Annotated in this window: 23 protein-coding genes; 10 read left to right on the top strand and 13 right to left on the bottom strand. The window is 54.9% G+C overall.

Annotated features, from left to right (window positions below):
- The first annotated feature begins 11 nt into the window (after positions 1–11).
- The 5 genes from NP603_RS04680 to NP603_RS04660 all read left to right on the top strand — a co-directional run bounded on the left by NP603_RS04680 (position 12) and on the right by NP603_RS04660 (position 5,053).
- A complete protein-coding gene (locus tag NP603_RS04680; protein ID WP_256609764.1) occupies positions 12–371 on the top strand; it encodes a hypothetical protein in 360 nt (119 codons plus the stop codon).
- A 185-nt stretch (positions 372–556) separates the two neighbouring features.
- Positions 557–1,612, top strand: coding sequence for a nitrogen regulation protein NR(II) (glnL, locus tag NP603_RS04675; RefSeq protein ID WP_256609763.1), 1,056 nt, complete (start codon positions 557–559; stop codon positions 1,610–1,612).
- On the top strand, positions 1,599–3,020 hold the full coding sequence (gene ntrC, locus NP603_RS04670) for a nitrogen regulation protein NR(I) (RefSeq protein ID WP_256609762.1): 1,422 nt from the start codon (positions 1,599–1,601) through the stop codon (positions 3,018–3,020). Before glnL ends, ntrC begins: the two co-directional genes overlap by 14 nt.
- Before the next feature lie 140 nt (positions 3,021–3,160).
- Complete coding sequence (locus NP603_RS04665; protein ID WP_256609761.1) at positions 3,161–4,525, top strand: P-loop NTPase family protein; 1,365 nt, start codon at positions 3,161–3,163, stop codon at positions 4,523–4,525.
- 27 nt (positions 4,526–4,552) lie between these two features.
- Complete coding sequence (locus NP603_RS04660; RefSeq protein ID WP_256609760.1) at positions 4,553–5,053, top strand: hypothetical protein; 501 nt, start codon at positions 4,553–4,555, stop codon at positions 5,051–5,053.
- Here the strand turns inward: NP603_RS04660 and NP603_RS04655 are convergent.
- Positions 5,039–5,848: a DUF2066 domain-containing protein gene (locus NP603_RS04655; RefSeq protein ID WP_256609759.1), complete on the bottom strand. Its 810-nt coding sequence runs from the start codon at positions 5,846–5,848 to the stop codon at positions 5,039–5,041. The two genes, NP603_RS04660 and NP603_RS04655, sit on opposite strands and share 15 nt — an antisense overlap.
- A 96-nt stretch (positions 5,849–5,944) precedes the next feature.
- Between NP603_RS04655 and purM the strand changes: the two genes are divergently transcribed.
- The 3 genes from purM (at position 5,945) to NP603_RS04640 (ending at position 8,306) form a co-directional block, all read left to right on the top strand.
- A complete protein-coding gene (gene purM, locus NP603_RS04650; RefSeq protein WP_256609758.1) occupies positions 5,945–6,985 on the top strand; it encodes a phosphoribosylformylglycinamidine cyclo-ligase in 1,041 nt (346 codons plus the stop codon).
- Positions 6,986–7,139: 154 nt separating this feature from the next.
- On the top strand, positions 7,140–7,481 hold the full coding sequence (locus NP603_RS04645) for a zinc ribbon domain-containing protein YjdM (RefSeq protein WP_256609757.1): 342 nt from the start codon (positions 7,140–7,142) through the stop codon (positions 7,479–7,481).
- A 447-nt stretch (positions 7,482–7,928) separates the two neighbouring features.
- Positions 7,929–8,306: a hypothetical protein gene (locus NP603_RS04640; protein ID WP_256609756.1), complete on the top strand. Its 378-nt coding sequence runs from the start codon at positions 7,929–7,931 to the stop codon at positions 8,304–8,306.
- A gap of 48 nt (positions 8,307–8,354) precedes the next feature.
- Here the strand turns inward: NP603_RS04640 and trmL are convergent, their stop codons facing one another.
- The 3 genes from trmL to secA all read right to left on the bottom strand — a co-directional run bounded on the left by trmL (position 8,355) and on the right by secA (position 14,219).
- Complete coding sequence (gene trmL, locus NP603_RS04635; RefSeq protein WP_256609775.1) at positions 8,355–8,837, bottom strand: tRNA (uridine(34)/cytosine(34)/5-carboxymethylaminomethyluridine(34)-2'-O)-methyltransferase TrmL; 483 nt, start codon at positions 8,835–8,837, stop codon at positions 8,355–8,357.
- 7 nt (positions 8,838–8,844) lie between these two features.
- A complete protein-coding gene (locus NP603_RS04630; protein WP_256609755.1) occupies positions 8,845–11,346 on the bottom strand; it encodes a glycogen/starch/alpha-glucan phosphorylase in 2,502 nt (833 codons plus the stop codon).
- Positions 11,347–11,474: 128 nt separating this feature from the next.
- Positions 11,475–14,219: a preprotein translocase subunit SecA gene (secA, locus tag NP603_RS04625; protein WP_256609754.1), complete on the bottom strand. Its 2,745-nt coding sequence runs from the start codon at positions 14,217–14,219 to the stop codon at positions 11,475–11,477.
- A gap of 335 nt (positions 14,220–14,554) precedes the next feature.
- On the opposite strand from secA, the gene trkA reads away from it, so the two are divergent.
- Positions 14,555–15,910 (top strand): Trk system potassium transporter TrkA, encoded by a 1,356-nt coding sequence (gene trkA / locus NP603_RS04620; RefSeq protein WP_256609753.1) that lies wholly within the window; start codon positions 14,555–14,557, stop codon positions 15,908–15,910.
- On the opposite strand, the gene NP603_RS04615 is transcribed toward trkA, so the two are convergent.
- From NP603_RS04615 to NP603_RS04590, 6 genes are read right to left on the bottom strand one after another with little or no spacing between them, the layout of a single operon-like run.
- Positions 15,898–16,449 carry a hypothetical protein gene (locus tag NP603_RS04615; protein ID WP_256609752.1) on the bottom strand — a complete coding sequence of 184 codons (552 nt, stop codon included), beginning with the start codon at positions 16,447–16,449 and terminating at the stop codon, positions 15,898–15,900. The two genes, trkA and NP603_RS04615, sit on opposite strands and share 13 nt — an antisense overlap.
- Positions 16,440–16,973: a hypothetical protein gene (locus NP603_RS04610; protein WP_256609751.1), complete on the bottom strand. Its 534-nt coding sequence runs from the start codon at positions 16,971–16,973 to the stop codon at positions 16,440–16,442. Before NP603_RS04610 ends, NP603_RS04615 begins: the two co-directional genes overlap by 10 nt.
- A 4-nt stretch (positions 16,974–16,977) precedes the next feature.
- On the bottom strand, positions 16,978–17,352 hold the full coding sequence (locus NP603_RS04605) for a VOC family protein (protein ID WP_256609750.1): 375 nt from the start codon (positions 17,350–17,352) through the stop codon (positions 16,978–16,980).
- Between the two features lie 29 nt (positions 17,353–17,381).
- A complete protein-coding gene (locus NP603_RS04600) occupies positions 17,382–18,179 on the bottom strand; it encodes a hydroxypyruvate isomerase family protein (RefSeq protein ID WP_256609749.1) in 798 nt (265 codons plus the stop codon).
- On the bottom strand, positions 18,179–19,057 hold the full coding sequence (locus NP603_RS04595; protein WP_256609748.1) for an NAD(P)-dependent oxidoreductase: 879 nt from the start codon (positions 19,055–19,057) through the stop codon (positions 18,179–18,181). The genes NP603_RS04600 and NP603_RS04595 overlap by 1 nt, the downstream gene beginning before the upstream one ends.
- A 10-nt stretch (positions 19,058–19,067) precedes the next feature.
- Positions 19,068–19,562, bottom strand: a complete 495-nt coding sequence (locus NP603_RS04590) for a nucleoside triphosphate pyrophosphohydrolase family protein (protein WP_256609747.1) — start codon at positions 19,560–19,562, stop codon at positions 19,068–19,070.
- Positions 19,563–19,786: 224 nt separating this feature from the next.
- Between NP603_RS04590 and NP603_RS04585 the strand changes: the two genes are divergently transcribed.
- A complete protein-coding gene (locus NP603_RS04585; RefSeq protein ID WP_256609746.1) occupies positions 19,787–21,964 on the top strand; it encodes a TonB-dependent receptor family protein in 2,178 nt (725 codons plus the stop codon).
- 75 nt (positions 21,965–22,039) lie between these two features.
- Here the strand turns inward: NP603_RS04585 and NP603_RS04580 are convergent, their stop codons facing one another.
- Genes NP603_RS04580 through rnhA form a run of 3 tightly spaced genes read right to left on the bottom strand, consistent with a single transcriptional unit; the run spans position 22,040 to position 23,043 of the window.
- Positions 22,040–22,291, bottom strand: a complete 252-nt coding sequence (locus NP603_RS04580) for a GIY-YIG nuclease family protein (protein ID WP_256609745.1) — start codon at positions 22,289–22,291, stop codon at positions 22,040–22,042.
- Positions 22,292–22,304: 13 nt separating this feature from the next.
- Positions 22,305–22,577, bottom strand: coding sequence for a hypothetical protein (locus tag NP603_RS04575; RefSeq protein ID WP_256609744.1), 273 nt, complete (start codon positions 22,575–22,577; stop codon positions 22,305–22,307).
- Between the two features lie 22 nt (positions 22,578–22,599).
- Positions 22,600–23,043, bottom strand: coding sequence for a ribonuclease HI (gene rnhA / locus NP603_RS04570; RefSeq protein WP_256609743.1), 444 nt, complete (start codon positions 23,041–23,043; stop codon positions 22,600–22,602).
- Between the last annotated feature and the right edge of the window lie 2 nt (positions 23,044–23,045).

Raw genomic sequence — 23,045 nt, 5'->3', positions numbered from 1 at the left:
CGGGGTTGCCGATGAAACAATCTTTTAAATTAGCGCCGATCAATTGGTTTGGTCCTATGTTATTGGCGATATGGAGTTACACCTATCTGCCGCTTGCACATGCAGTCGGCCTTGAGGATGCCACATCGTTGGTTAAAAACATTATGTGCAAGGATCAAATGACAATAGATCAAGCACTGGAACATACCGTTAAATCCACTTCGCAACGCGACATCGGCTGGCGCTCGTTTCAGGAAGACAACTATATCGATGTCGAACGCGCCATTCTGGTCAGCAAAGCAGTGGAGTTGCGTTACCGTTGGCGAGTTAACGATGATGGCAGCGTGTTGGCTACAAGCGATCGAGCCGAAAAGCTTTGCTCGGCGAATTGAGTTTGCCATCCATAAATTTCCTCCATTGCGACATGCATCAAAATGGTGCATTCGCTCCAGCACTCGCACTAAAATAAACAAACCAAACCGGTTCCGACTGTGGGAATCTGGTCCGCCCGCTCATTTCAAGTATTGGCGTACATATTGCTTGCACTAATCAGGGCTCACAAGGACATCCGTTTCCAGTGCACAAAAAAATACTCGATCACTTAAACGAAGCAATCCTGTTATTCGATAAGGATTTGCGACTGATCTACATTAACCCGGCGGGCGAAATGCTGCTAGCTGACAGCGCCAAGCATCTGCTTGGCCACACGGTGCATAAACTGTTCAAAACCGCACACAGCAGCCTCTTCAACGAATTACTGCCACGCTTGTATATGCTGGAACCTCTGGTCGATAGAGAACTAATCCTAGAACGGCTCAATCAATCGATTACTGTGAATCTGAGCGCGACGCCGTTGCTGGAAGACGGCGAGCTCAGCGAGATATTGATAGAACTGCAGCAAGTAGACCGGCATTTGCGCATTACCAAGGAAGAGCAATTGCTGGCCCAGCAAAATACCAGCCGGATGCTGGTACGCGGCTTGGCGCATGAAATTAAGAACCCCCTTGGCGGGTTGCGAGGTGCGGCGCAATTGCTGGATTTGGAGTTGCAAGATCCGGAACTGAAGGAATACACCCAAATCATCATCGCCGAGTCCGACCGCTTGCAGGATCTGATGGACAAAATGCTGGGCCCGAACAAGCCGGCGAATAAAAGCTTGCTGAACATTCACGAAGTGCTGGAACGCGTCCGCCATCTGGTCGCAGCGGAATCGACCAAGGGTATCGTGCTGCAAACCAACTACGACCCGAGTATTCCAGAGATTTTCGCCGACAAAAACCAGTTGATTCAGGCTTTGTTGAACATCGTCCGCAATGCGGTGCAGGCCTTGCAGAACGACGGCCGGATCACGATCAAGACCCGGGTGCAGCGACATATGACGATCGGCCGTAAACGTTACCGGTTGACGGTGAAAATCGACATTATCGACAACGGTCCCGGCATCAAACCCGAACTGATGGGGCAAATTTTTTATCCGATGATTACTGGCCGCGCCGAAGGCACCGGATTGGGCCTGTCGATTGCGCAATCCCTGATCAATCAACACAACGGCTTGATCGAATGCGAAAGCGAACCCGGCCACACCGTTTTTTCCATTTACCTACCTTTGGAGAAAAATCATGCAAATTCCTGACAAGGTCTGGATTGTCGATGATGACAAATCCATCCGTTGGGTACTTGAAAAAGCCCTGCAGAAAGCTGGAGCCAATACCCAGAGTTTCTCCAATGCCGGCGATTTATTGAAGTCTCTGCCCCAAGGCCTGCCGCACGTACTGATTACCGACATCCGCATGCCGGGGATGGACGGGTTCGAACTTTTGCGCAACATTCAAAACAGCTACCCCGAATTGCCGGTCATCGTGATGACGGCCCACTCGGACCTGGAAAGCGCGGTTTCGGCATTTCACGGGGGCGCCTTCGAATACCTGCCCAAACCCTTCGACGTCACCGAAGTCGTCGAAACCGTGCAGCGCGCCTGCGCCCATAGCCGGCAACGCCACAACGACAGCGCTCAGGAACAGGACCGGATGCAGGAGACGCCGGAAATCATCGGCGAAGCTCCAGCTATGCAGGAGGTGTTTCGCGCCATCGGCCGCTTGGCCCGCTCGCACATTACCGTACTGATCAACGGCGAATCCGGCACCGGCAAGGAGCTGGTGGCGAAGGCCTTGCACCGCCACAGCCCGCGCGCCGACCAGCCTTTTATTGCCTTGAATATGGCGGCGATTCCGAAAGACTTGATGGAGTCGGAACTTTTCGGCCACGAAAAAGGCGCGTTTACCGGCGCCCAAGCCCGCCGCATCGGCCGCTTCGAACAGGCCAACAACGGCACGCTGTTTCTGGACGAAATCGGCGACATGCCGGCCGAATTGCAAACCCGGCTGTTAAGGGTGTTGGCGGACAACGAATTTTATCCAGTCGGCGCCCACACTTCGGTAAAGGTCAATGTGCGCATCATTGCCGCCACCCATCAGGACTTGGAGGCGCTGGTTGCCCAAGGCCGCTTTCGCGAGGACTTGTTCCACCGCTTAAACGTCATCCGCATCCATATTCCGCCGTTGCGCGAGCGACGGCAGGATATCGGCCTACTGATGCGCCATTACCTGTATCAAAGTGCGAAAGAATTGAACACTGAAATCAAAGTGTTAAAACCCGATACCGAGGCTTTCCTGAGCACCTTGCGCTGGCCGGGCAACGTGCGACAATTGGAAAACATTTGCCGCTGGCTGACGGTAATGGCGTCGGGGCGGGAAATTCATATCGAAGACCTGCCTCCCGAGTTGAGTCACAGCCACGCCGAAACATCCGGGAACGAAACCGGCAGCGGCGATTGGGAAAGCCAATTCAAGACCTGGGTCAAACAGCAACTGTCGGCCGGCAAAGTCGACATCGCCAAACACGCGATTCCGTCGGTCGAAACGCTACTGATCGAAGCGGCGCTGAATCACACCCACGGCCGAAAACACGAAGCGGCCTTGCTATTGGGCTACGGCCGCAACACCCTGACCCGCAAAATCAAGGAGCTCGATATCAAGGAATAAGCCGCAGCGCCTGGCCGCTTTTCCTAGAAATAAACTTGCCTGCGGTTTCCGGCAGGTTTTTTTCTCGGTTTAAGGCCGTCGGTGTATACTCCCGCCGTCTGATGGACACCCCACAACCAGTAGCATAAGGTTCACATACCATGGCGGATAAAACGGTAAGCAAGCACCTGACCAATCTCGAACGGCAATTCGCGGCCAACGATCCGATTTTGCAGAAAACCGCAAAAATCTTTCAGGAGTTGGATGAAATTGAATTCGAACTGGGCTTGATCGATAACGACGAAACCACCGCCCGCAAAACCAGTTGGTGGCCGATCGTCAGCACGCTGGGCGGCTATTCCCCTGCCAAGTCCGAATTCATCAACCGCTATCTGGGCGTGCAACTGAACACGTCTCGCCACAAATTCACGGTACTGCAATATACCCCGCAAGCGACGACCGCCACTTTGCCCGGGACCGCGCTGGATGCGGACCACCGCCTGCCGTTCTACCAGATCAGCCGCATACTCGAACAAACCGCGCCCGGCGAGGGCGGCAAAATCAACGCCTACTTAGAGTTGGTGACCGCTAACAGCGCCAAACTGAAAAACAAACTGGTCATAGACGCCCCGGTGTTGAATCCTAACCAGGAATCGCCGGCTTCGGCCCTTTTGCGCAAATACGTAATCGGTGTTTCCGATCTGGTACTGGTTTTCACCGACTTGTTCGAGGCCGACGCCGAACTGATCAAAGACACGCTAAGCACTATCGTCGCCCATCAGGATTCGAATAAATTTCTGTTCGTCATCGACCATTCGGAAATCAATATCGACCCGGCCAAAAGTCAGGAGATCGCAGCATCCTGGCAGCGCCGCCTGGCCGGACTCGGTATACATACCGGCCAATTCGCGGTGCTGTCGCAATCGGGCGATACCATTGCCTTCGACCAGCGCTTCAATAACCTCAATAACGCGCGCTCTTACCGGATCCTCGACTCGCTGGAAAACAGCATACTCGCCATCGACCAAGTCATCATGCCGGAGGTGGAAGATGCGTTGAACACCTGGAAAGAACGCTCAAATGCGTCGACATTGATTGTATTGAGCTTCATTATCATGTTGCTGCTATTTGCCGAAATCGCGGTCGGTATACTCGACTTGGTGTTCGACCCGATCATCGGACCGATCATGGTACTGGCATTAGTCGCTGTCATGACGCCGCTGCATATGATCGTCAGCCGGGTCCATGCCAAATTCGTGATCAAACAATTGTTGAAACGCCAGGACCAACTCAACCTGACCGAAAACCTGGTCGGTTTATTCGAAAAGAGCCTGGGGTTCTGGCGAACCTTGCTGCCAATCACCGACCCGGTCGGCAGAAACAAGAAGAACCGGAAACGTCTGATCGGCCTGATCGAACAAAGCAAGGATCTGGTTCAGGCTTTGAACGACCAATTCAGCCACGTCCAGCAAGTCGACTATCGCGGCCCTTACGACGCTTACCCTTATCCCGAAGCGGAAGAATAAGCCCGAAACCGCCAGAGTATCGAAGCCATGGACATCATCAGACAGTATTTTCCGCTGTGCTGGCTCAATGTCTCGGTGTTGAAGCTGCCCAGATCGACCCGCTTCTTCAAGCAAAACCTGGTTTTTTATTTCGCGATCGTGTTCTTTATCCAGTTCAATATGGTTGACGATATCGATTCGATCTTCGAAGTGCTGCTGGAGACCTTGCTGACCCTGGCTTTTATTGCCGTGGTGCTAATGCTTGATGGCACGTTCCATGCGTTCATTCAAGTATCGTCGGCGATACTGTTCTGCGAAAACGTAGTTGCACTATTCCTGGCACCGATCTTATTCTGGGTAACAGTCGCCGAGGATACTCCCAGTTACATGACGCTCGGCCTATTCCTGCTGTGGGATTTAGTCATTATCGGCAGGATTTTCAAAGACGTATTGCGCGTCAATAACGCGGCGGGCTTGGTCGTGTCGCTTTTCTATTTTTTGACCAGCTACGGCGGCGCCTACGGCATTTACAGCTTATTGGTTGGCTGACGGTTTGACGCCGTAGTAATTCGACAGTACTTGGTAAGCGCCTTCGGCGCCGGCCACCGCCGCAGCCTTCAAAGGCAAACATTCGCTGTTCCATTGCTTGATCTTGCCGTCGAAATAAAACGCCCACTCGCCTTGCCAGCAACCGCCCTTTTTGGCGATACGCCCGGCCATGACCGAGGTCACTTCGTAACGAGCCGAGACAGCCAGCAAATTACGTGAATCTGCACTAAGGACCTCGCTGACCGAAATCTTTTGCTGTTCTTCCAGATCCAGCATCGGATAAATCATCGGTATACCTTTGATTTTTGAGGCGAAAGCCAGAGCACTTTCCACTTCCGGCATGGCATCGGCGTTGTAAAACTGACGCACGCCGTCTTCGTCGACTACCAACCAGACCAAGGTTTCCGGCCGAATCTCGCTCCAGATCCCGACATGGCTATCGCGCATAACTTGCATCAACTGATCTTCGTCGAATTGCACCCGGATCAAGCGCGCCTCATTGTCCGGCTGTTCGTCGGCGGAGATCAGCGAAAATTGCGATTGCTTGACATAGTTTTGCGCACTAGCCAACGCTTGCTGCACGGCAGGAATTTTGGAGATATCTTCCGCTACCAACACCCGACTCAATACCGCATACATGGCCTGCTTGATGGCTTGCAGCCGGTCCTCGGCCGACTGGCTGCGCGCGACCAGTTCGATTTCATATAGTCCCTTCACCTCGACGGCATCGGCATTTATGACTGCCCCAAGCAAACCCAATATCAGCACACATAAACGCACGGATTTACGTTTCATAAAAACCTTGCTCACTCGCCTACCCTGACTCAGCATTAATTCGGAATATAGTACAATATCGGTCGTTTCAACCTGAACTTTAACAAGAGGCCAACATTGAGCGAACAACAAGACCGCCTGAATTATAAGAGCGCCGGCGTCGATATCGAAGCCGGCAACGCTTTGGTGGAACGCATCAAACCCATCGCAGCCAGAACCCGTAATGCAGGGGTGATGGCCGGGCTCGGCGGCTTCGGTTCGCTGTTCGAATTGCCTCTGGACCGTTATAAGCAACCGGTACTGGTTTCCGGTACCGACGGCGTCGGCACCAAATTAAAGCTGGCCCTGGATTTGGATATCCATAACAGCGTCGGCATCGACTTGGTGGCAATGTGCGTCAACGACATCGTCGTGCAAGGCGCGGAACCGCTGTTTTTCCTGGACTACTTCGCAACCGGCAAATTGGCTGTCGATACTGCCGCCAGCGTCATTGAAGGCATCGGCCAAGGCTGCGAACAGGCCGGCGCCGCTTTAGTTGGCGGCGAAACCGCGGAAATGCCCGGTATGTATGCCGACGGCGATTACGACTTGGCCGGCTTTTGCGTCGGCATCGTCGAAAAAGACCGGATAATTGACGGTAGCTTGGTACAGGCCGGCGATAAACTCATCGCCCTCGCCTCTTCCGGCCCTCACTCGAACGGTTACTCCTTGATCCGCAAAATCGTGGCACGCAGTGGACTGGCATGGACCGACGAGGTAAACGGTAGACCGATCGGAGAGACCTTACTGACACCAACCCGCATATACGTCAAGCCACTGCTCGAGTTGCTAAAAACCGTTCCTGTTCACGCCATGGCGCACATCACCGGCGGCGGCATCACCGAGAACCTGCCGCGGGTATTACCGCAGGGTCTGCGAGCCGATATCGACTTGAACAGCTGGCAATTTCCCGAAATGTTCCAATGGTTGCAGCAACAAGGCAACGTTGCATTAGAAGACATGCTGGTGACGTTTAATTGCGGCATCGGCATGATCGTTTGCGTCGCCGCCAGCGACGAAGCAGCCACTCTACAGATTCTAAAACAGCAAGGCGAAACCGCTTTCACTATAGGCGAAATTTCCGCAGGCAACGGCAAGCCGCACGTCCACTATCTTTGACCACACCTAGCCGCGGCCTTGCCCCAATGGACGCTGCCTAAGTTCCATCACGCAGATAAAGCCCGGCAATTGCTAATCATGCAATCGCCGGGCCGCACGTGACAAATCCAAGCTGCATCTAAAGCTCTTTACCGAAACGGACCACTCAACCACGATGAACGATTTACCCAATTGCCCGCAATGCGGCTCAGAATATACCTACCACGACGGCAGCAATTTCGTTTGTTCGTTATGCGCCCACGAATGGCCACAAGACGAAGCCGGCGAAAATAGCGACGACTTGAAAGTAGTCAAAGATGCCAACGGTAATGTGTTGCAAGACGGCGACACCGTCACCGTAATCAAGGACCTGAAAGTCAAGGGTTCATCCTTGGTCGTTAAAGTCGGCACCCGCGTTAAAAACATCCGCTTAGTCGAAGGCGACCATGACATCGATTGCAAAATAGACGGTATCGGTGCGATGAAATTGAAATCGGAATTCGTCAAAAAGGCTTAATCCAGCAAATCAATCCGCATTGCAACGCGCAAAAAAAACGCCCTGCTTGGAGTTTCCAATTAGGGCGTAGCGTCCACACATGAGAACAGGTAGGAGTAACAACACACAACATCAATAATGCAAAGTTGGTGCCAAAACGAAAATACGCCGCTAGCAGCCTTTTTCCGCCGATATCCGGCCAATCTCGCACCCTAAATGCACCACAAGCAGGCAAAATCAGTCGAATCTTGCACCAAAACCAATCTTCGACTCGAACGGAGCGGGTATTCCCCGATACCAGCGCCTCGCATCTGCCGGATATTCTAAATTTGAGTCGGCAACACCCAGCTATCGCGGTTAGATTTGGCAGACTCAATTTTTATGCTTCCGTCCGAAGGCCGGCATGGCAGTTTGGACAGCGCCAGCCGGTTAAATTAATATGGGCGGATATTTCTGACGAGGATCATCATGACCAGAACCGAAGCCATTCTGAATAAGGGCCAAACGCTTTTCGAAGACCATTCCTACATCTTGTTGTGGACCAAATTTCTGGGCCTGAGCCTGTTGGCCTTGACGTCGTATTATGTATACGACAAGCAGAAAAAGACTTTGATCAAACTCAACGGCCGGGAAAAGGCTTATCTGATGGGCGTTTCTTATTACCTGACCAACCAGCACGGCCTGAGCCCGCGAGCAGTGCTCGACAATACCAGCCTATTCAAGGATATATGCCGGGCGGTTGCCGATCGAAACGGCGGCTGTTACAAGAACTTCTTTTCTGAGAATTCGAAAGATCAAGCCAAGAATTACGCTGCGCAAACTTATCGCAAAAATAAGAACGCTTAAGAATAAGTAGGCAAGCGCCGGCGAGCTTTTAAGTCGCTAGCAGGGGATTCAAACCAAACGCGGTTTGATCACGGCGTCCGGAAAACGCAATTGCTTCATCGCTTCGTAAAGCACGATCGCAACGGTGTTGGAAAGATTCAGGCTGCGGCTTTCCTTGCGCATCGGCAGATAGAGCTGAAGTTGGGCCGGATGCACACCGAGAAACGCAGCCGGCAAACCGCGGGTCTCCGGGCCGAACAACAACGCATCGCCCGGCTGGAAATTAACCTCGCTGTAGACCACCGAGCCTTTAGTGGTTAATGCGAACAAGCGGCTGGGCTTGGCTTTTTGCACGTAATCCGCCAAGGACGCATATTGGCGGATATTAACCCACTCGTGGTAATCCAGACCGGCCCGGCGCAAGCGCTTGTCGTCCAGATCGAAGCCCAGCGGCTGAATCAAATGCAGATGAGCGCCGGTGTTGGCGCAAAGCCGGATGATATTGCCGGTATTGGCCGGAATTTCCGGCTCGAACAGGACGATATCCAGCATCGCACCGTTAGTTGTCAACCTTGACCGGCTCCAGCTTCCAGATATCGCGGTTATATTCGCTGATGGTCCGGTCGGTGGAGAACTTGCCGCTGGCGGCGGTATTGATGATACTCATCTTGGTCCAGCGTTCCTGGTCGCGGTAGGCCAGATCCACCCGGCGCTGGGCATCGATATAACTACGGAAATCGGCGAGCGTCATCCACGGATCGTGCGGACTTTTGACCGAACCGATAATGTCGTCGAAGATGCCCGGCTCGAACTGGTTGAAATGGCCGCATTCAAGCAAGCGCATCACGCCTTGCAAATCGGGATCCTGGTTGATGTAGGATTGCGGATCGTAATGGGGCCGTAAGGCTTCGACTTCCGCTTCGGTCAGGCCGAACAGGAAAAAATTCTCCGCGCCGACTTCCTCACGAATCTCGATGTTAGCGCCGTCCAGCGTGCCTATCGTCAACGCGCCGTTCATCATGAACTTCATATTGCCAGTGCCGGAGGCCTCTTTGCCGGCCGTCGAAATCTGCTCGGATAAATCGGCGCCGGGGCAGATTTTTTCCATGGCCGATACGCAGTAGTTCGGCATGAACACCAGTTTCAGTTTATCGCCGACGTCGGGGTCGTCGTTGATCACATTCGCCACGTTGTTGATCAACTTGATGATTTTTTTGGCCATCACGTAGCCGGGCGCTGCTTTGCCGCCGATCAGCACGCAACGATCGACCCAATTGGCGGTATCGCCGCGCTTGATCCGGTCGTACAGATGAATCACGTGCAACACGTTCAGAATCTGGCGTTTGTACTCGTGGATCCGTTTAACCTGCACATCGAACAGCGCGTCGACATTGATTTCGATGTCGTGCTCTTCTTTCTTGTAATCGACTAGTCGCTGCTTGCTGGCCCGATTCAATTCGTACCATTTCTTGCGGAATGCAGCATCCTCGGCGTAGGGCCGTAATTTGGCCAGTTGCGACAGATCGGTGACCCAGGCATCGCCTATCGTTTCGGTGATAAATTCCGCCAATTCCGGATTGCAGCCCGCCAGCCAACGCCGCGGGGTTACGCCATTGGTTTTATTGTTGAATTTATGCGGCCATAGTTCGTAAAAATCCTTAAACAGGCCTTCCTTCAGCAATTTGGAGTGCAACTCGGCGACGCCGTTGACCGAAAAGCTGCCGACGATAGCCAGGAAGGCCATCCGTACTTGTTTTTCGGGGCCTTCCTCGATGATGGACATCCGCGCCATCCGTGGGCCGTCTCCGGGCCAGCGCGCCGAAACCTCGGCCATGAAATGGGCGTTGATGTCGAAAATGATCTCCATCAGCCGCGGCAGCAGGGTTTGCATCAGCCGGACCGACCATTTTTCCAACGCTTCCGGCAACAGCGTGTGGTTAGTGTAGGCCATGGTACTGCGCGTGATATTCCAGGCCTCTTTCCAGGACAGGCCATGAATATCCATCAACAAGCGCATCAATTCGGCAACGGCAATGCTGGGATGGGTATCGTTGAGTTGGAAACAGTTCTTCTCGGCAAATTTGGCAAAGTTGTTGCCGTGGCGGCCCACCCAGTTGGCGATCACGTCCTGCAGACTAGCGGAAGCCAACAAATACTGTTGCTGCAGGCGCAAGGCCTTGCCGTTCTCGTTGGCATCGTTCGGATACAACACCATCGTGATATTTTCGGCGGTATTTTTCTCGGCGACGGCCTCGGCATAGTCGCCGGCGTTGAATTCCTGCAGATTGAATTCTTCGGTGGCTATCGCTTTCCATAGCCGCAAGGTATTTACCGTGCCGTTTTTGTAACCCGGCACCGGCGTGTCGTACGGCATGGCCAACACGTCGTGGGTGTCAATCCAACTCGTGCGTTTATGGCCCTTTTCGTCGATATGGCTTTGGGTGCGGCCGCCGAATTTGATGCGGTGCATGTATTCCGGACGCTCGATTTCCCAGACGTTGCCCATGCGCAGCCAATGGTCGGGACGCTCGACCTGTTCGCCGTTGACGATTTGCTGCGAGAACATGCCGTACTCGTAGCGCAAACCGTAGCCGGTGACCGGTAGTTGCAAGGTGGCGCAGCTATCGATAAAACAGGCGGCCAATCGGCCCAGACCACCGTTGCCCAACCCGGCATCCGGCTCGCTTTCCACCAATTCTTCCATCTCCAGGCCCAAATCGTACAAAGCCTGTTTGACGACGTTATCGACGCCTAGATTCAACATCGCGTTACTCAGGGATCGGCCGATCAGAAACTCCATCGACAGGTAAAACGCTTTTTTACAATCCGAGTCGCGATAGACGTTGTAAGTCTTTTTCCAGCGCTCGACCAAGCGGTCGCTGATGGCTAGCGACAGCGCTTCGTAGGCGTAATGGGGCGAGCGGCAATTTTCGTCGCGGCCGAGCCGGTGGCTGTAGTAGTGCTTGAAATCGGCGATGAAATGCTTTTTTTCCATGCCGAGTTTCGGCAGCTTGGTGATGTCGGCGGCGGGACTGCTTTTATGAAAAACTCTATGCGGCATAGTGATTACCTTTGCAACTAGTGGACTGTTAAGCCTGGTGCCGCAGGATTGGCAACGGCGAGCCGACTTCTAAACTCCGGGCACCGAATCGTTGCGGTGCCGCAGCTTGGGCGGCACCGCAATCCATATCAATCTAGCTTACCATGGCATTGCTTGTATTTTTTGCCGGAACCACAGGGACAGGGGTCGTTACGTCCAACTTTGGCGCCATGGCGGACGAAGGGCTGTTCGGCCAACTCGGATTCCGGCTCGGGCACGGCTGGCGCCGCCTGAGTATCCTCGAATACCGAGTGCGCTTCGGCGTGCTCGAAATGCATTTCCTGTGGTGCTTGGCGCTGTTCGTCGATAGCTTGCACATCCTCTTCCCGCGCGATCTGCACCCGGGCCAAAATCGTCACCACTTCGTGCTTGATATGATCCAGCAAGCTGTTGAACATTTGGAAAGATTCGCGCTTGTACTCCTGCTTCGGGTCCTTTTGCGCATAACCGCGGAAATGGATACCTTGGCGCAATTGGTCCATGGCCGCCAAATGTTCTTTCCAGGCGTTGTCCAGCACTTGCAGCATGACCGATTTCTCGAAATGGCGCATGACTTGGGCGCCTACGGTTTGTTCGCGGCGCAAACTTTCCTCCGCGGCTTTCTCCACGATCAACTGGCGCAACTTCTGCTCGTTCAAGCTGCGATCCCGATCCAGCCACTCGACCAGCGGTAAATCCAAATGGAACTCCTGCTGCAAATGGGCTTCCAGGCCGCGCACATCCCATTGCTCTTCCATCGTTTTCGGCGGAATGAACTGGGTGACCGCCTCGTTCAACACGTCGGCACGAATCGCGGTGATGATGTCGCTGATATCCTCGGCGGCCATCAATTCATTGCGTTGGGCGTAAATAACTTTACGCTGGTCGTTGGCAACGTCGTCGTAAGCCAGAATTTCCTTACGGATATCGAAGTTGCGGTTTTCTACCTTGCGCTGCGCGCTTTCGATCGAACGCGTCACCCAGGGATGTTCGATGGCTTCGCCCTCTTCCATGCCCAGCTTCTGCATCAGAGAAGCTACCCGTTCCGAAGCGAAAATCCGCATCAAATCGTCTTCCAGCGACAAATAAAACCGGGTCGAACCGGGATCGCCCTGCCGGCCGGAACGGCCGCGCAATTGGTTGTCGATCCGCCGCGATTCGTGGCGTTCGGAGCCGATCACGTGCAGGCCGCCGCTGGCCAGGACTTGCTCGTGCCGATCCAGCCAGGCGCCGCGCACGCGCTCCTTGTCGGCTTCGCTGGCATCCGGCCCCAACGCCTCGAGTTCGGCATTCAAATTGCCGCCCAGGACGATGTCGGTACCGCGGCCGGCCATGTTGGTGGCAATCGTCACGGCACCGGGCAAACCGGCCATTTCGATAATGTGCGCTTCGCGCTCATGCTGCTTCGCGTTCAGTACTTCGTGCTTGATGCCCTGCTCGCGCAACATCGCCGAGATCCGCTCGGAATTTTCGATCGAGGTGGTACCGACCAAGACCGGTTGGCCGCGTTTGGCGCAATCCTTGATATCTTCGATCACGGCTTTGTATTTCTCGCGGGCCGACAGGTAGACCAAGTCGCCCATATCCTTGCGGATCATCGGCCGGTGGGTCGGAATCACCACCACTTCCAGTCCGTAGATTTTGTTCAGTTCGAACGCCTCGGTATCGGCGGTTCCGGTCATGCCGGACAGCTTGTGGTACAGGCGGAAATAGTTCTGGAAGGTGATTGAAGCCAGGGTCTGGTTCTCGTTTTGAATCGGCACCCCCTCCTTGGCCTCCATCGCCTGATGCAAGCCCTCGGACCAACGCCGGCCCAGCATCATCCTGCCGGTAAATTCGTCGACAATGATGACTTGGCCGTCTTTGACCACGTAATCGACGTCGCGCTGAAACAATACATGGGCCCGCAATGAGGCGTTCAAGTAATGCATCAAGCGGATGTTGACCGGGTCGTACAAGGTAGAGCCTTCCGGAATCAAGTTTCGCTCGGCCAGCAAGCGTTCGACTTTTTCGTAACCGGCTTCGGTCAGATGAATTTGCCGCTGCTTTTCATCGACCGCGTAATCGCCGGGCATTTTGTCCTGCTGCTCAGGATCTTCGGCTTTTTCCTGCTTGGTCAGATGCGGAATGATGCTGTTGGTGGTCAGATAGATGTCGGTGCTGCCCTCAGCCTGGCCGGAAATGATCAACGGCGTTCTGGCCTCGTCGATCAGAATCGAGTCCACCTCGTCGACGATGGCAAAATGCAGTTCGCGTTGGACTTTCTGCTCCAAGCTGAAAGCCATGTTGTCGCGCAGGTAGTCGAAACCGAATTCGTTGTTGGTGCCGTAGGTGATATCGGCGGCATAAGCGGATTTGCGCTGTTCATGGGTCAAGTCGCTGACGATGACGCCGGTGGTCAAACCCAGAAATCCGTATAGCCGGCCCATCCATTCGGCGTCGCGCCGCGCCAGGTAATCGTTAACGGTAACGACGTGCACACCCTTACCGGGTAGCGCGTTCAAGTATGCCGCCAATGTTGCCATCAGAGTTTTACCCTCACCGGTTTTCATCTCGGCGATCTTGCCGCTGTGCAACACCATACCGCCGATCAACTGCACGTCGAAATGGCGCATGCCGAAAACGCGGGTGGAAGCTTCGCGGACTGCGGCAAACGCTTCCGGCAACAGATCGTCGAGTGTTTCGCCCTGGGCTAGGCGGTCGCGGAACTCCTGAGTTTTGCCTTGCAAGGCGGCGTCGGATAATTTTTCGTACTCGGCGGCCAGCGCATTGACTTTCTTGACCAGCTTGCGTTTCTTTTTGACCAGCCTGTCGTTGCGGCTGCCAACTACCATTTTAACCAGCTTACCCAGCATGATACTTCCAGTGTGAGAGTGAACCAAAGTTTGCGATTATAAACGCTATGAGGCGGCAATGACCAGAAAACACGCCTAACGTAACAGGCCGGCAGACCGGCTGCGATTGGCGCACCTGGTATTCAGGCCGAATCTGTTCGCAACGCGCAGATGCATTCGCTCTTCAACTCCACTGCAGGACTTTTGAACTGCGGCAGCGGTTATCTCCCCTCTCAAGTCTCGGTTTTGCCATGGACATGCCATGCGATCGGCGTATAATCCGCGGCCTTTAAACCAACAGGCGTTCGGTCTCGCGGAAAATAGCCTGAGAGCCCATATTTCCGGCGTTGAGTTATATGAAAATAGTGATACTTGGTGCCGGCGTAACCGGCTCATCGGTTGCCGGCGCTTTGGCCAGCGAAGAGAACGACATTGTCGTTATCGACAAAAATCCCAGTTTATTGACGGAATTGAAAGGCCGCCTGGATATCGCCACGATCGAAGGCAATGCCGCCCACCCCAGCATCTTGGAACAGGCCGGAATCCGCGACGCCGACATGGTTATCGCCGTCACCGACCGCGACGAAACCAACATGCTGGCCTGTCAAGTAATCAATACGCTGTACAGCAAGCCCAAAACCATCGCCAGGGTGCGGGCGATCGACTTTCTCAACCATCCACAACTATTCCAACCCGGCGGCATCGACATCGTCATCAGCCCGGAGCAGGTCGTCACCGAATCTATCCATAATCTGATCAAATATCCCGGCGCTTTACACGTCTCCGAGTTCGCCGACGGCTTGGTCAGACTGTTCTCGATCCGGGTGGTGCCCACCGGCTTTCTGACCGGCAAACGCATCCACGCAGTCAAGGAAAAACTGGCCGATAGCATGATCCGCGTTGCCGCGATTTTCCGCGACGGCAAGGCCATACCAGTGAACGGCGAGGCGGTGATTGCGACGGGCGACGAAGTGTTTTTCGTCTGCCCGCGCGAAAAAGTCCTGAAAACCCTGGTCGACCTGCACAAACTGGAATCGCCGATCAAAACCATCATGCTGGCCGGCGGCGGCCATGTCGGTAAGCGGCTGGGCATTGCGTTACAACACAATTACCAGGTCAAAATCATCGAGAAAGACATCAACCGCGCCCGGGAAATCGCCAACGATCTGCGCCATACCTTGATTTTGCACGGCGATTGCACCGATGAATCCTTGCTGCAGGAAGAAATGATCGAAAACATCGATCTGTTCTGCGCCATTACCAATAACGACGGCATCAACCTGATCGCCGCCGGCCTCGCGAAAAAACTGGGCGCGAAAAAATCGATCTGCCTGGTCAACAACAATTCTTACCTGAAACTACTGGACGGCAGCGACATCGATCTGGCGATTCAACCCAAACTGGAAACCCTGGGCGGCATTTTAAAGCACGTCCGCAAAGGCGATGTGGTCGGCGTCAGTTCGGTTTGCGGCGGCAGCGCCGAAGCCATCGAAGCCATCGCCCACCGCAGCAAGAATTCCTCGTCGGTAGTCGGCTTACGCGTCGACCAAGTCAACTTGCCGGACGGCGTGATTCTCGGCGCTTTGATTCGGGAAAAGGAAGTGATTCCGGTGCATCACGATACCGTGTTCGCGGAGGGCGACCACGTTGTGATGTTCGCGTTGAACAAAAAATTGATTAAGGATATCGAGGAATATTTTCAGCCGATCTGATTATCGAGATCGGCGTCGATACAGGCCAAAGCCCTTTGCGGCAGGCCTTCGGCGACGTCCGACTGTAACCTAGCCCGGCTGTCTTCATGCACCGCTGTCATCAATTGCAGCAACTGCATCTCGATCTTCAACTTCTGCTGCGGTTCGTCCGCTTCCCACATCCGGTTCAGCAACTGCTTCGCGTGATGATGGATCGTGAATGCGACCGCTTCCGGCAAATGGCTGTAGCTGCGGCGCAGCGAATCTTTCAATCTGTCCAACGATTGCAAGTACTGCTGGTAATCCTGCAAGTCTTGTCGGCAACGCGTTTTCAGCATCGCCAGTTCGTTCTGATTCCGCGCCTTGTTCAAAGCCAGTTCATGGGCGAGTTGCTGGCTGCGTTTTTTTAATTCGGCGACCAACTCCTGCTCGGCCAAAGCCTGCTCCCGGCGCAGTTGCTCGAGGTCGTCCTGTCGGGACAAGCGCCAATGTAAATTCTCATCTGCGCTACGGCGCCAAAAGGTCAGGACTTCCGCCAACCAGCGCCGCATCACGAACATGACAATTGTTTGCGTAACGCCAGCATCGCCGCCGCATCCGCCCGTTTGTAATGCTGGCGTAAGGATTTGCGCAGGGACCGATAGGTCGCGGCGGGCACATACTCGCGAGCGGCAGTCAGTTCAGCTTCGATGGCCTGCCGCAATTGCCGCAAATGTTTGCGCTGGTTTGCAGCCGAGAGGCGTCCGCGTTCGATTTGGATCCGATAACGCATTTGTCGCGCCTCAGAGCCGGCGCGCAAGCCGGCGTCGCGGATTTGGTTGCGCAACGCCCACCAACAGCGAATTTCCGCCGCATCGCGCCGAAAATAGCCGCGCAACTCCCGGTACAGCGCTTTTGCCAGGGCAGCCAGACCAAGCAAGCCCATCCCAACCAGCGCAAGTAACAAAAACTTGCCGGCTACGGCATAAAAGAAACCGGCCAGCAAAGCCAAGCCGAGCCGAAAACAGAAAAAACCGGCAACGAACAAAAACATCGCCAGACTGCCTAGCGCCAAACCGCCGTACAAAATGCGCCCGAACGGCATCCGCTCAAACCCGCTCGATGAACTCCAAGGCATTACCGTCGCGATCGCGGCAAAACAAGGCCCGCCGCCCGGAAATGCTCAGGGTATAAGCAACACCGGCCGTCCCCAAATCGCTGCGTAACGCGTCAACCGAATCGATATGCATCGCCACATGGCGGTCGCGGCCGCCGTGGGCCGGGCGACCCGTTGTCGGATCCGGGTTTTCCAGCTCCAGCAAATGAATCTGCTGGTCGCCAATTGCCAGCCAGGCGCCTGGAAACGGCAATGGTGGGCGTTCTATAGGTTGCATGCCGAGGACATCCCGATAAAAATGCAGGGACTGCTCGGTATCGGAAACAATCAAACTAGCATGGTGAATCGTGAAGTTATGCTTGGACATACGCTGGACTATCAAATTAGGTAGGGCGATTATACCGCGCCAGTTCCGCCTGCCGAGCAGCTTTTCAGCCAAGCCAGGCTGTCGGCGGTTGCTGCGCCAGGACGGTATTCGGCCCCGGTCCAACCGGAATAATCGGACTTGCGAATGATTTGGAACAAAGCCGGAAAATCCAGCGAGCCGCTACCAGGTTGGCCCCGCCCCGGACAGTCGGCAAACTGGATATGGCCGATCTGGCCGATGTGGCGGCGCAGAAAATCGGCGCAATCCTCGCCCATCCGGCTCATGTGGTAAATGTCGTATTGCAAGCGCAATTGCGGATGATTCAAGTCGTGCAGTATTTTCAGCATCTGCGCGCTGCTATCGACAATAAATCCCGGCATATCGAAACTGTTCACCGCTTCGAAAACCGTGACGATACCCTGGCCGGCAAAGGCCCGGGCCGCATAATCCAGGTTTTCCAGAAAGGTTGCCCGGTATTGGGCCAGCCGCTCCGAGTTCAGGCAGCGGCCGGGCAACACGTTTATCGCTCCAGGCCGCAACACCTCGGCATAGCGTAGCGCCTGTTCCACTGCCCGTTGAAAATCCTGGCGCTTTTCCGGCACCGCGGCGAGACCTTCGCCGCCTTGCAACAAGGTATCGGCATCGACATTGAACAACACCAGCCGCAAGCCGTTGTCATCCAACAGCTGCCCCAATTCCGCGGCCGGAACGCTGTAGGGGAACTGAATTTCTACCGCATCGAATCCGCTGGCCTTGGCGGCCGCGAACCGTTGCGCCAGCGGATATTCGTTAAATAGCAGGCTGAGATTGGCAGAGAACTGCAGCATCAGGATTGGAGGTATTGCTTGACCAAAGTCGCAGGGTCCTGTTCAAGAAATCCGCGGCTGCCGTGCAATTGCATCAATTGCGCGGCCAAGCCCGACATCGGCACCGCACTGCCCTGCTTGGCAGCCAGTTCGACGGCCATGTTTAAATCCTTCAGCAAGGTTTTCACCCGCCACTTCACCGGCTCGAAGCACTCCGCGGCCATTTCCGGCCCGACGATTTGCAGCGGCTTGGAATCGGCGAAGCCTCCGGCCAAGGCTTCCGGAATTTTGGCCGCGTCGACGCCGGCCGCTTTGGCCAAAGCCATCATTTCGGCGATGGCCAGCACATTGCAACTGACGATCATTTGATTGCAAATCTTGGTAGTCTGGCCGCTACCGACCAGCCCCATGTGCGTCAGGCGGCTATACAAAGGCCGCAACACTTCGCGCGCAACGGCAATATCGGCGGCATCGCCTCCCGCCATGATGGCTAAGGTTCCTTGCTCAGCTCCCGCGGTGCCTCCCGAAACCGGCGCATCGACCCAAGCCATGCCGCAAGCGGCTTTTAACTCCCGGGCCAGCCGCCGCGTGGTTTCCGGATCGATACTGGACAAGTCGATCAGCAATTTGCCCGAACCGCCATAATTCAGCACCTGTTGCACCACCACCTGTTCCACCGCAGCCGTATCGGCTAGACATAAAATCGTCACGTCGGTAGCGCGAACCAGTTCGGCAACGGAACCGCAAACCTCAGCGCCAGCCTCGGCGACCGGATGGGTTTTTTCCGGGTCCCGATTCCACACCCTCACTGCATAGCCGGCCTGCAGCAGACGCAACACCAGTGGCCGGCCCATTAGACCGATGCCGACGAAACCCAACTTGTAGCGTTGTTCTAGCATCGCAGCTGGATTATTCGAACAAAGCCGGACTCAAATCGATCCGTACCGCATCGCCCTGCCCGCTTAGCAAATGGCGCTGCAAAATTTGGAACGCCTGGTCGAAGTCGGCATTGACGAAACGTTGCGCCAGATGCACGCAGATCGAGTACAAACCCGAGTAATGCACAGTTTCGCCGGATGCGCATTGGTTGACCTTATCGGACAAAACCCTGACCACCGATAACACCGAACCGTCCTGCCGCCAATTGGCGGCAACAGCGACTACATCATCGCCGCGGGTCGCGATCGCCGCCAACGCGTTGAACGCCAAGTCCAACAGACCGGCCAGGATCTTTTCCAGATCGCCGGCGGCGATGGCTTTGAAGGTGTCGCTGGCGCAATCCAGCAATAAGGCTTGGCGCAGGACGATGTCCATATCCGACACATGGCCGCTATCGCCCTCTTCCGGTTGGGCGATGCCGAAGCTGTCGTGAAAAGCTCTGACTTGTTGTAGATGTTTATTCATCGGTTTCCCCCCAAACTTAATAAATGACCGGGCATGGTACAGGCGACGCCAAAAAACCGCAAAAAATCCCGCACCTGACCGCATCGAGCCGGCTCGATCTCACCAAAACCAAATAGCAAACAATATGCATTATCATTTACCTTTGACCCCGGCGAACGTATACTTTGGTTAAATTTTGTTAAGCCCCTACTTATTTAAAGAAATTTTCAATCCGGAATCATGCCATGTCGAAAAAACATTCACGCCTACTGATCCCCGGCCAAATCGCTATGATTCTCGGCCATTCCCCGATTTTGCTCGCGGCCGCCGTCGCCGAAGATACGGAGCTGGAGATGCCGGTGGTGGAAATCGTCGAATCCGCCGAAACCATGCAAAAAATCCCCGGCGCCGTCAATGTACTGACCCAGGAAGAATTGTTCGAAAGCCATGTATTTAACGTCAACGAGGCGTTGCGAAAAATACCGGGCGTCAACGCCCGCGACGAAGAGGGCTTCGGCATGCGGCCGAACATCGGTATCCGCGGCATGAACCCCACCCGCTCCACCAAAACCTTGCTATTGGAAGATGGCATCCCGCTGTCGTACGCTCCATACGGCGATAATGCCAGTTATTACCATCCGCCGATCGAGCGTTTCGCCAGTATCGAAGTCTTGAAGGGCCCGTCGCAAATCTTGTACGGACCGCAAACCATCACCGGCACCATCAACTATTTGACGCCGAATCCGCCCAGCAAACCCGGCGGTTATCTAAGCTTCACCGGAGGTACCCGTGATTTTTACGACGGCCATTTCAGCTACGGCGGTACGGTCGGCGATTTCGGCGGCCTCGTCGATATTACCCATAAAGAGAGCCGCGGCGCCCGCGACAATACCCATTCCGACATCAACGACTTCAACATCAAAAGCGTCTACGATATCGACGCGAACAACGCCCTGACCATTCGCGCCAACTATTTCCAGGAAGACTCGCAGTTGACGTATTCCGGCATCACCGACGCCGAAATGCGTAACTTCGGGATTCGCTACAACCCGTTTAAAAACGACTCGATGAAAACCGACCGCTGGGGTACTTCGGTCACCCACCAGTACAGCATCAATAACAACGCCACGTTGACCACCAATGTCTACTGGTCGCATTTCCACCGGGATTGGTGGCGCCAGGCCAGCACGACGACCGATAACCAATGCGGTTTCAATAACGCCAGACTGGCCGGCGTAGAGGTCGACCCGAACAGTTGCAACTCGATTCAGGGCCGGCTACGCGATTACTACAGCTACGGCGTCGAACCGCGCCTGCATGTCAACCATAAAACCCTGGGCATCGACAGCGAACTCGACATGGGCTTCCGCGCCCATTTCGAAGAACAACAGCGGACCCAGGAAAATAAGCAATTTTTGACGGGCACGTTAACATCGATCGCCGAACGTAACGAGCGGGAGACCGATGCCTACTCGGGCTTTGTCCAAAACCGGTTCATACTCGGCGATTGGAGTTTGACGCCGGGCATTCGCATCGAACACGTCGATTTTCGCCGCCTGGATAAACGCACCAATCTCGCCGGCGATACCACGCTGACCGAAATTCTGCCGGCCTTCGGTATCTCGCATGCGCCGAACGACAAGATCACCACCTTTTTCGGCTTTCACGGCGGCTTTGCCCCGCCGCGCGCCGAGGACACCTTGAGCAATGTCGGCACCGTCGTGGACGTAGGGCCGGAAAAAAGCTGGAATTACGAGGTGGGAGTCAGGACCAAGCCTTATAAAGGCGCCAAATTGGATGCCACCTTGTTCCACGCCGACTTCTTGCAGCAAAACGCAGTCGGCAGCATTGCCGGCGGCTCGACGCCGCTAGCGGCCGGACAGGCTTTATACCAAGGCGCGGAATTGTCGGCCCGCCAGGATTTCGGCCCGTTGTTCGACAGCGACCATAACGTCTACCTGCAAGCGGCTTACACTTGGGTCGGCACGGCGGAAATGACCTCAGCGTTCCGCTGCCTGGCGACCGGCACCGATTGCAACAACGCCACGGCAATCGCGATGGCCAACGGCAACTTTGTCGGCAACCGCCTGCCCTACTCGCCGGAGCACAATCTGACCACGACCATCGGTTACGCCCACGCCAGCGGCTTCGACCTGCATTTGGAGACGGTTTACGTCGGCGAGCAATTCAGCGATTTTGCCAATACCGGCACCGCGCCGCTCAACGGTAACGGCCAAATCGGCAAAATCGACGACTACGTGGTGTTAAACGTGGCGACGACCTACCACGCCAAACCGATCAACACCGATTTCTTCGTATCGCTGAAAAATCTACTCGACGAGACTTATATCGTGGATCGAACCCGCGGCATCCTGCCCGGCTCGCCTCGTTTGGTCCAGGCCGGTTTTAAAGTCAATTTTTGATAACAAGCCGGCCAACTTGCGGCTAACAGGGACCTAGCCACCGGGTAATTGCAAGCCCACCACAAACTTGTTCGCTTAGCGGGCCGATTGCAGCATTGCCAGCTTTTCCGCCCGCGCCATGCGCTTGATCTCAGCCTCTCGCCGGCTGGCGGTCACCCTATCGTGTTCGGACTCCGTGTAAACGACCCGAACGGGCTGTTTGGTTCTGAAATACTTGGCGCCTGTGCCGGCCAGATGCTGGCGAAAACGCCGTTCGACATCGGTAGCGATACCAGTATAGAGGCTACCATCGCAACATTCGATGATGTAAACCGACCAACCCGCCATCGCGCCGACCGCGTCAAGCCGCCTTATTCAACCAGGCATTGACCGCCAGCGCCGACGATGCCCCGAAGGCGATGTAGGCGTATTGGACGATGAAAACCAACACGCCGTTCTGGGTGTGGCTGGCAGTATCCTTGATCGCGGGCGTCACGATCAGGGTCCACAATACCGCCGCCAAAAAATAAACCACTACGCCCGACACCGCCCAGGAGATCGCTGGCCGTCCCGAACGCGGTGCCGTGTTGTAAAACCATAACGCGATTAATGCTGCCGCTACCGAACCTATCATTTCGCACCTATTGTTGTATTGTTTAAGAACCGGATAATCGGACAATGCCTTGGTTTGCCAACTGGTCGGCGCGTTCGTTGCCGGCAACGCCGGCATGGCCCTTAACCCAGACCCAATCGATCCGATGAAGTTGTATAGCCGCATCCAAGCGCCGCCATAATTCGACGTTTTTCACCGGTTGGTTAGCTGCGGTTTTCCAGGCGCGCTTTTTCCAATTGGGCATCCACTCGGTAATACCCTGCAACACATATTTGGAATCGGTATATAGCCTGACGTTACAGGGTTTGTTTAACGTTTCCAAGGCTTGAATCGCCGCCATCAACTCCATCCGGTTATTGGTGGTTTCAGCTTCGCCGCCGAACAATTCTTTCCGATAAGCCTTATATTGCATGCACACTCCCCAGCCGCCCGGCCCGGGATTACCCTTGCAAGCACCGTCAGTGTAAATATTGACCGTTTCCGCCATCT

The organism is Methylomonas aurea, assembly GCF_024505045.1.
In the GTDB taxonomy this organism is placed as follows: Bacteria; Pseudomonadota; Gammaproteobacteria; order Methylococcales; family Methylomonadaceae; genus Methylomonas; species Methylomonas aurea.
This window is presented reverse-complemented; position numbering and strand designations above follow the sequence as displayed.

Coding starts and splice junctions, on each gene's coding strand:
- NP603_RS04575 (WP_256609744.1), bottom strand. CDS start 22,577: ATGATAGGTTCGGTAGCGGCAGCATTAATCGCGTTATGGTTTTACAAC.
- NP603_RS04585 (WP_256609746.1), top strand. CDS start 19,787: ATGTCGAAAAAACATTCACGCCTACTGATCCCCGGCCAAATCGCTATG.
- NP603_RS04580 (WP_256609745.1), bottom strand. CDS start 22,291: ATGGCGGGTTGGTCGGTTTACATCATCGAATGTTGCGATGGTAGCCTC.
- NP603_RS04600 (WP_256609749.1), bottom strand. CDS start 18,179: ATGCTGCAGTTCTCTGCCAATCTCAGCCTGCTATTTAACGAATATCCG.
- secA (WP_256609754.1), bottom strand. CDS start 14,219: ATGCTGGGTAAGCTGGTTAAAATGGTAGTTGGCAGCCGCAACGACAGG.
- NP603_RS04605 (WP_256609750.1), bottom strand. CDS start 17,352: ATGTCCAAGCATAACTTCACGATTCACCATGCTAGTTTGATTGTTTCC.
- NP603_RS04630 (WP_256609755.1), bottom strand. CDS start 11,346: ATGCCGCATAGAGTTTTTCATAAAAGCAGTCCCGCCGCCGACATCACC.
- NP603_RS04595 (WP_256609748.1), bottom strand. CDS start 19,057: ATGCTAGAACAACGCTACAAGTTGGGTTTCGTCGGCATCGGTCTAATG.
- ntrC (WP_256609762.1), top strand. CDS start 1,599: ATGCAAATTCCTGACAAGGTCTGGATTGTCGATGATGACAAATCCATC.
- NP603_RS04590 (WP_256609747.1), bottom strand. CDS start 19,562: ATGAATAAACATCTACAACAAGTCAGAGCTTTTCACGACAGCTTCGGC.
- NP603_RS04610 (WP_256609751.1), bottom strand. CDS start 16,973: ATGCCGTTCGGGCGCATTTTGTACGGCGGTTTGGCGCTAGGCAGTCTG.
- NP603_RS04680 (WP_256609764.1), top strand. CDS start 12: ATGAAACAATCTTTTAAATTAGCGCCGATCAATTGGTTTGGTCCTATG.
- NP603_RS04665 (WP_256609761.1), top strand. CDS start 3,161: ATGGCGGATAAAACGGTAAGCAAGCACCTGACCAATCTCGAACGGCAA.
- NP603_RS04660 (WP_256609760.1), top strand. CDS start 4,553: ATGGACATCATCAGACAGTATTTTCCGCTGTGCTGGCTCAATGTCTCG.
- NP603_RS04615 (WP_256609752.1), bottom strand. CDS start 16,449: ATGTTCGTGATGCGGCGCTGGTTGGCGGAAGTCCTGACCTTTTGGCGC.
- trmL (WP_256609775.1), bottom strand. CDS start 8,837: ATGCTGGATATCGTCCTGTTCGAGCCGGAAATTCCGGCCAATACCGGC.
- trkA (WP_256609753.1), top strand. CDS start 14,555: ATGAAAATAGTGATACTTGGTGCCGGCGTAACCGGCTCATCGGTTGCC.
- NP603_RS04645 (WP_256609757.1), top strand. CDS start 7,140: ATGAACGATTTACCCAATTGCCCGCAATGCGGCTCAGAATATACCTAC.
- NP603_RS04655 (WP_256609759.1), bottom strand. CDS start 5,848: ATGAAACGTAAATCCGTGCGTTTATGTGTGCTGATATTGGGTTTGCTT.
- rnhA (WP_256609743.1), bottom strand. CDS start 23,043: ATGGCGGAAACGGTCAATATTTACACTGACGGTGCTTGCAAGGGTAAT.
- NP603_RS04640 (WP_256609756.1), top strand. CDS start 7,929: ATGACCAGAACCGAAGCCATTCTGAATAAGGGCCAAACGCTTTTCGAA.